7 protein-coding genes and 1 riboswitch are annotated in these 6295 nt (G+C 64.5%); of the genes, 6 read left to right on the forward strand and 1 reads right to left on the reverse strand.

The features are described from left to right. Positions 1–281, reverse strand: a 281-nt coding sequence (locus Q0741_RS05935; protein ID WP_298232276.1) for a hypothetical protein, incomplete at its 3' end; no start/stop codon positions are given. 111 nt (positions 282–392) lie between these two features. Further along, positions 393–479: riboswitch (glycine riboswitch) on the forward strand. A 158-nt stretch (positions 480–637) separates the two neighbouring features. Here Q0741_RS05935 and Q0741_RS05940 point away from each other — a divergent pair. The 6 genes from Q0741_RS05940 to Q0741_RS05965 all read left to right on the forward strand — a co-directional run bounded on the left by Q0741_RS05940 (position 638) and on the right by Q0741_RS05965 (position 6059). Next, complete coding sequence (locus Q0741_RS05940) at positions 638–1252, forward strand: trimeric intracellular cation channel family protein (protein WP_298232277.1); 615 nt, start codon at positions 638–640, stop codon at positions 1250–1252. Between the two features lie 389 nt (positions 1253–1641). Next, positions 1642–2061 carry a GreA/GreB family elongation factor gene (locus Q0741_RS05945; protein ID WP_298232278.1) on the forward strand — a complete coding sequence of 140 codons (420 nt, stop codon included), beginning with the start codon at positions 1642–1644 and terminating at the stop codon, positions 2059–2061. Positions 2062–2557: 496 nt separating this feature from the next. Beyond that, positions 2558–2980, forward strand: a complete 423-nt coding sequence (gene rnk / locus Q0741_RS05950; RefSeq protein ID WP_298232279.1) for a nucleoside diphosphate kinase regulator — start codon at positions 2558–2560, stop codon at positions 2978–2980. Between the two features lie 145 nt (positions 2981–3125). Further along, a complete protein-coding gene (locus tag Q0741_RS05955; protein ID WP_298232280.1) occupies positions 3126–4124 on the forward strand; it encodes a universal stress protein in 999 nt (332 codons plus the stop codon). 93 nt (positions 4125–4217) lie between these two features. Then, complete coding sequence (locus Q0741_RS05960) at positions 4218–5093, forward strand: universal stress protein (RefSeq protein ID WP_298232281.1); 876 nt, start codon at positions 4218–4220, stop codon at positions 5091–5093. Between the two features lie 69 nt (positions 5094–5162). Continuing rightward, positions 5163–6059 (forward strand): hypothetical protein, encoded by an 897-nt coding sequence (locus Q0741_RS05965; RefSeq protein WP_298232282.1) that lies wholly within the window; start codon positions 5163–5165, stop codon positions 6057–6059. The last annotated feature ends 236 nt before the right edge of the window (positions 6060–6295 follow it).

Raw genomic sequence — 6295 nt, forward strand, 5'->3', positions numbered from 1 at the left:
TCGGCGAAGGCAACTTCAAGGCGCTGTTCGAGTCGATGGAGCGGGACCAGATCCGCCGCGGCGTGCTGGGCGCCAAGGAGTGATGACCGCCATGCTGTAGATCGACTGTCGGCGCCGGCCCCGCCGGGCTGGACGCCGCCATTCGCCTCGGACGGCTTGCCGTCGCCGCGGGCTTGGAAATCCCGGTGGTGGTGGAAAAGGGCGCCGGCGCCCACATTCAAGAACCACGGCAACGACATCGTGACGCCATGGTCGATGCGCCGGCACACTTCGTCGACCATGGCCTTTGTCCTCGATCTCGGACAGCCTGTCCACTCGAAACCCAGGAGCGGACGACTTCTTCATGAAAGAGCCGCTGGTTGACGGAAGTTGTTCACTGCACTGATAATCGGCGCCGTTCTGCGGGAGAGAGAGGCCCAGCCTCCGCCGAAGGCGCAAGCTCCCATAATCGCTCAGGTACACCAAACCGCAGAAGCATTCCGCCAACTGGAGAGAGGTCGCAGCGCTTCTTGCGAGGCATCGGCCCACCGAAGGGGCAGGCCGTCCACGACGGTTCAAACTCTCAGGTAAAAGGACAGAGGGAGAGGCGCTTCAAGGCTCGGACCAAGTCGAGCCTTGCCTTTGTCTGTCCCACGTCTTGCTCACTTTCATCTACATAGTCGCCATTGCCGCGGAGGCGATGTCTGGGGCCCTTGCCGCCGGGCGCCGCCACATGGACGTTTTCGGCGTTGCCGTCGTTGCCTTCGTCACGGCACTGGGCGGGGGCACCGTCCGCGACCTGCTCCTTGGAAACTTTCCCGTGGGCTGGACGCAGCACCCCGAATACGTCTACCTGGTCGTCTGCGCCGGGCTGCTCACCACGGTGGTGGCACCCTACATGCATCATTTGAAGCGCGTCTTCCTCGTGCTCGATGCCATGGGCCTTGTCGCCTTTTCGCTGATCGGCTGCAACGTGGCCATGCAGATGAGCTATCCCGCCCCCGTGGTGATCATGGCCGGCATGATCACCGGCATCTGCGGCGGGGTCATTCGCGACGTGTTGTGCACTCAAGTCCCCGTGGTGTTCCGGCGCGAGCTCTATGCGGTCGTCTCGCTCGCCGTCTGCATCCTGTTCCTTGGCATGAGCACGCTGGGTGTGCCAGCGACCTGGAACACGGCCATCAGCTTCGCCGCCGGCTTGTCCCTTCGCCTGCTCGCCATCGGGTTCGGCTGGCGACTGCCGACATTCTCATATCGGCAAAGCTGGGAGTAGGGTCAGGCTCGGCTCACCATGGCTGGAAGTTGACCGTTCCAAGTAGCTACCGCGGCATTCCGATGCTGGCATGGCATCGGTTGCGCAAGAAACGGGTGCCTCTTGGCGTTCGCGGCCCGGGACGTCCTGCGCCGCGTGCTCGGCATGCGGCCGCAAAAGGCGTTCAGGGTTGTCCCTGGTCCCTGGTTTGGACAAAACAAGGCAGGCAAGGGCTATCCTTATGGGCATGTACATCCCGCTGACCACTGCTGTGCGCACGCGACGAGCGCGCGTGCCGGGCCGCACGGCCCGGCATCCGTAGGCCCGGCGGTCGGCCTTTTTCCAGTTTGCGCATTCCTTGACCGCCGGGCCCACGAGCACGCGCCCGTTGACTGCATCAAGGAAGCCGAATGAGCCACCATGCTCTCGTCCACGAGACCGACCGCGTCCTGACCGAGCTCGACCATATCCGCGTGCAACGCTGGATACGCCACACCGAGCCGGACTCCGCGCCCTATCCGCCGCTATCGGACGTGCTCGATACCGCCATGATCGTGCCGAGCCGCCGCGTGCCTCGCGACGTGGTGACGATGAACTCCCAGGTCCTTCTGCAATGGGTTTCCGGTCACGGGACCATGGTGGTGACCTTGTGTTATCCCGAGGATGCGAAGCCCGGATTCATCTCGGTGCTGTCGCCGCTTGGCAGTGCGCTGCTCGGCCAGCGCGTGGGAGCGCTGGTTCGCTGGTGGCCGCCTGCCGGGCGGGAGGTCCAGGCCAGGGTGCTGGCGCTGCTGTTCCAGCCCGAGGCGAGCGGCGACTACAGCGCGTGAAACCGCTGTCGCCCCTGTAGCGCTTCCCGGGTGCGGCCTGTCTCGGGCAGGCCGCGCAGCACGAGCTGCTCCGTAAGTGCCGAGCCAGCGCCAAGCCGCCGTCAAGGCCGCCGCCTTGACGGCTTCGGATGTTCCCGCAACCGAGTTGGCCCGTCCGTGCGAGGCTTGATTTTGGTTGCATTTGCATCCAGGAGGGTTTTTCGGCTTGACACGCGGTGCAATTGCATTACGATGAACCAATGATCCTTCGCGCCCGCAACCCCATGCAGCCGGCCACGGCTGAACGAGCGACCTTCACGGCCGCTCGCTGGGGCATGCCTGCAAGCTTCGCCTGGACGGCGGCGCGACTCCTAGAGCCGGCCGCACATCTCTAAGCCCGGCGATCCCCACTTCCCCTTCTTCGCGCAAACCATCGATCGCCGGGCCACAGTCCCCGCGCTGTGACGTGCGTGTGCCTGATGGCAGACGCAGCGTCGGTTTTGCGACAGGAAGTCCCATGGAAGTCTCCACGTACGAGCAGCGTACGCTCACGGTTCTCGACCACACCCGGCTGCAGGAGCTCGTGCCGCACGACCGGCGGCAGCTGGATCCGCGCATCGCGGCCACTTTTGAAGACATTCTTGACAACGCCGACCTGGTGCCGTCGCGCGACGTCCCGGCCGACGTCGTGACGATGCGCTCAAAGGTCGATGTGCAAGACCTGCGCACCTCCGAGCGGTACACGCTCACGCTGGGCTATCCCAGCGATGCTCGGCCTGGCGAAGGCGTCGTATCGGTGCTGTCGCCGGTCGGCGCCAGCCTGCTCGGGTTGCGCCTGGGCGCGGTCGCGCGCTGGCGGGCGCCCGATGGCCAGGAGCATGCGGCGCGCGTGATGGCGATCCACTTCCAGCCCGAGGCCAGCGGCAACTACACCTTGTAGTGCCCGGCGTGCACTGCATGCACGCTCAACCAGCCAACGATCCAGAGCCCGCGCAACCTGCCCGCGGTCGGTCAGCGCTGCGCGCTCTGGTGGCTTACGCATGCCGGCTGCAAGCGCTGCCGGCTGTCACGCTCGGAGTGTGTCGATGTTCCGCTCGATTCTGGTTGCTGTTGACTCGTCCCCTGCCGCCCACAACGCTGTGCGCCGCGCGAGCCTTCTTGCTGCCCATTTCCAGGCCCGGCTGATACTGCTGCAGGTCCTGGAGCCCACCCGGCTCACGCTGCCGTACGGATTGTTCGCGGCGGCGGTCAAGGCCGACTCCCTGGTCACCCGGGCTCAGCTCACGCTGGGGCGCCTCGCGGCCGAGGTGGCACGGGATCACGACATCCATGTCACCGTGGCGGTGCGGGTGGGCAACGCGCTTGAACACGTGTTCCAGCTGGCGCTCCAGGCCGACTTGCTGGTCATCGGTGCCAAGACCCGCAACCCCTTCCACGATGGCGTGTTCGGCAGGCGGATGCAGCAGCTGCTGCAGCTGGCACGACAGCCGGTCCTCGTGGTCAAGGCGCCCACCACGGCGGCATATACGCAGGTGTTGGTGCCAACCGACTTCAGCGCCTGCGGTGACGCGTCCTTGCGCCTGGCGCTGGGCATGGTGCCGGATGCATCGGTGGATGTATTCCACGCGTTGAGCACGCACCGGGAAACGAAGATGCGCGCGGCCCATGTGCCCGCTGACGCCATCCTCCGGTACGTCGAGAGCTCCCGCGAGAAGTGCCTGCGGCGGCTGGCCGCGATGGTGTCCCGCGCGGGCAGCCAGGGCGTCCAGTCCTCGGTCGGCCACGGCGACCCCTTGGTTCTGTGCCTGGAGCGGCAGAAGGCGGTTGCTGCCGACCTGATCGTCCTGGGCAAGGAAGGGCAAGGACAGGCCGTGACCGGCAGCTCGCTGATGGGCAGCGTGGCCCGCCAGGTGGTGGCCAAGGCCCGTTGCGACGTTCTTGCCATTCCACGCTCGGCATTGCCGCAGAGGACTGATGGACCCTCGGCGCAGCGACCGTCCGCGCATTTCGGTACCCAGGCGGCTCACGACGAGAAGAACTGGTTTCGCCGCAGCGCCGCGCCCATGGGTGCCGACTGCCACTGAGTTGCCGTCTCGCGCCTGCGGCAGCTTGCCGCGGCTCCGCGCTGTCCAGGCGTTCGCAAGTGCGAATTGCGTCGCGTATTGGAGGGATTTCCCATGGATATCAAGTCCATATTGGCCCTGACCGACTTTTCCATCGGGGCTGAATTTGCCATCGACCGGGCGGCAATGATTGCCGCCGACCAGGGCGCAACCCTGCAGCTGATGTATATGAGCGAATCGCCTCACCCGCGGCTGTCGGAACGCCTGGCTCGCTTGTCCGAGCGCGGGCGCCAACTCGCTACCCGGCATGGCATTGAAGTCTGTGCCATGTTTTATGAGGCCAGGACGTTGAACAACGTGATCGAAAAAACCCTCGGCGTCGATCTGCTGGTATTCGCCGGGTTTGACGAACGCCACGCCGGGGGCAGGACGCAGGCCCTCAATCCTGAGCGCCTGATCCGTCACAGCTGTTGCCCCACCTTGGTGGTGAAAAACGTTTTCCTGAAACCCTACGCAAGAACGACCGTCGTGGCTGATTACTCTTCGAAATCGAGAAGGCTTCTACGCTACGCTTGCGATTTTGAAATCGATTCCATGCTTGAGGTATTTTGTGCCTGGGGACCGGTGCAGCGTGGAAGCGACGGAACCCTTGAATACCAGGACGACAAGATCGAGCGCTACTGCAGGCAGGGAAGGCGTCGGCATCACGCGCAATTGCTTCAGGTGAAGGACGTATTGAGTACACGGCGAAACCGGATCAGGTATTTCGCGGGGACTGAGGATCCTGTCAGGGGAATACTGATTCAAACCCAGGCCAGTGAATCGGATCTGCTCATCATCGAAAGCAGCAAACCATCCGTCCTGAGCAGCTTCGTTTCATGGGACTTGTCTCACCGCCTCGCCAGGGAAGTGCACTGCGACTTCCTGCAACTGCCTTATGGCTACCTGTCGCGAGCGCAGCCCGACGTTTGCGACGCAAGCGAGTGCTGAAGCCACGAAGCTGGTGGTCCGCTGGCCGCGCCGCGGACCGCCCCATTGAATTTTCAGAACGGTATTGCCATGGATCTCACCAAAGACTTCATCAAGAGCAAACGCCCCTGCGCCGATGGTTTCCGCTGGTTCTTGCGCCACCATCAGGACGGCAGCGATTACCAGCCACTGCTGGACGCGCTCGTTGCCGAAGGACGGGTCAACGATGCCTTGTGGCTGCTCGAACAGTTTGGGCCGACGGACGCCATACTGTGTGTGGATCAGGTGGAAGCGGATGCCGTCGTCTTTGCTGGCACGCTGGACGTGCGCGGGAGCATCGAAGCCAGTTCCATCGTTCGAGCCGGCCGTTCGATAAGGACTGGTGGCGGCATCCGTGCCGGCACACTTGTCGAGGCGGGCGAGGATATACAGGCTGGCGGACCGATCTGGTGCGAGGGCCACGTGAAAGCCGGTGAAGCCATCAGGGCCGGATGGGGAATTACAGCCCGCGGCCGCATTGTCTGCCATGACCACCTGCGTGCCGCTTGGGATCTTTTCTGCGAGGAGAATTTACAGGTCGGCGGAAATATCCATATTGGAGGCGACATGCTCGTGAATGGCGCCATTCATTGCGAAAAGAGCATCAGGATTGGCGGGCACCTGACGGGCCTGGGAGACATCAAATCGGAAAACGGCATTGAAACCGGTGCCGATCTGCGATGTCACGGGCACCTGCACGCCAACTGGGGAATCCGCAGCGGTGGCTGCCTGGTTGCCGCGGGCGCCATCTCGGCCGGCGAGAGCCTGCAGGCCGGCGGGGACATCAGGGCCGGAAATGGCTACGGCGTCTATGCCGGCCTCGGTGTACGGCGTGATGCCTGGGAGGCCAGCGCGCAGGTCAGGGCGCGGTCCAAGCCGGACAACCTGATGAGCGGATGGTGGGCGGCCGACGCTTGTCCGGCCTGCTCATCAGGTGGACCGCGTTGAGTCCGTGGGCATGTGTGAGGACGGGCGGTTTCAGGGTGAGGTCGCCCTGGCGCAGGCTCCACGGCACCGCGCCTTCCGGCCTCACCCCCCTACCGGCAGACTGAGGAATCCCCGGTACAGCGGGCTCTGCGTCCGGCTGCCACGTCCACGCAGCGCCAGGTTCGGCCGCTTCCTGAGCAGCGTTCCCAGCACCGTCTGCGTCTCCAGCTGCGTCAGCGACGCGCCCAGGCACACGT

It is taken from the genome of uncultured Azohydromonas sp. (genome assembly GCF_937926365.1).
In the GTDB taxonomy this organism is placed as follows: Bacteria; Pseudomonadota; Gammaproteobacteria; order Burkholderiales; family Burkholderiaceae_C; genus Azohydromonas.

Coding starts and splice junctions, on each gene's coding strand:
- Q0741_RS05960 (WP_298232281.1), top strand. CDS start 4,218: ATGGATATCAAGTCCATATTGGCCCTGACCGACTTTTCCATCGGGGCT.
- rnk (WP_298232279.1), top strand. CDS start 2,558: ATGGAAGTCTCCACGTACGAGCAGCGTACGCTCACGGTTCTCGACCAC.
- Q0741_RS05955 (WP_298232280.1), top strand. CDS start 3,126: ATGTTCCGCTCGATTCTGGTTGCTGTTGACTCGTCCCCTGCCGCCCAC.
- Q0741_RS05945 (WP_298232278.1), top strand. CDS start 1,642: ATGAGCCACCATGCTCTCGTCCACGAGACCGACCGCGTCCTGACCGAG.
- Q0741_RS05965 (WP_298232282.1), top strand. CDS start 5,163: ATGGATCTCACCAAAGACTTCATCAAGAGCAAACGCCCCTGCGCCGAT.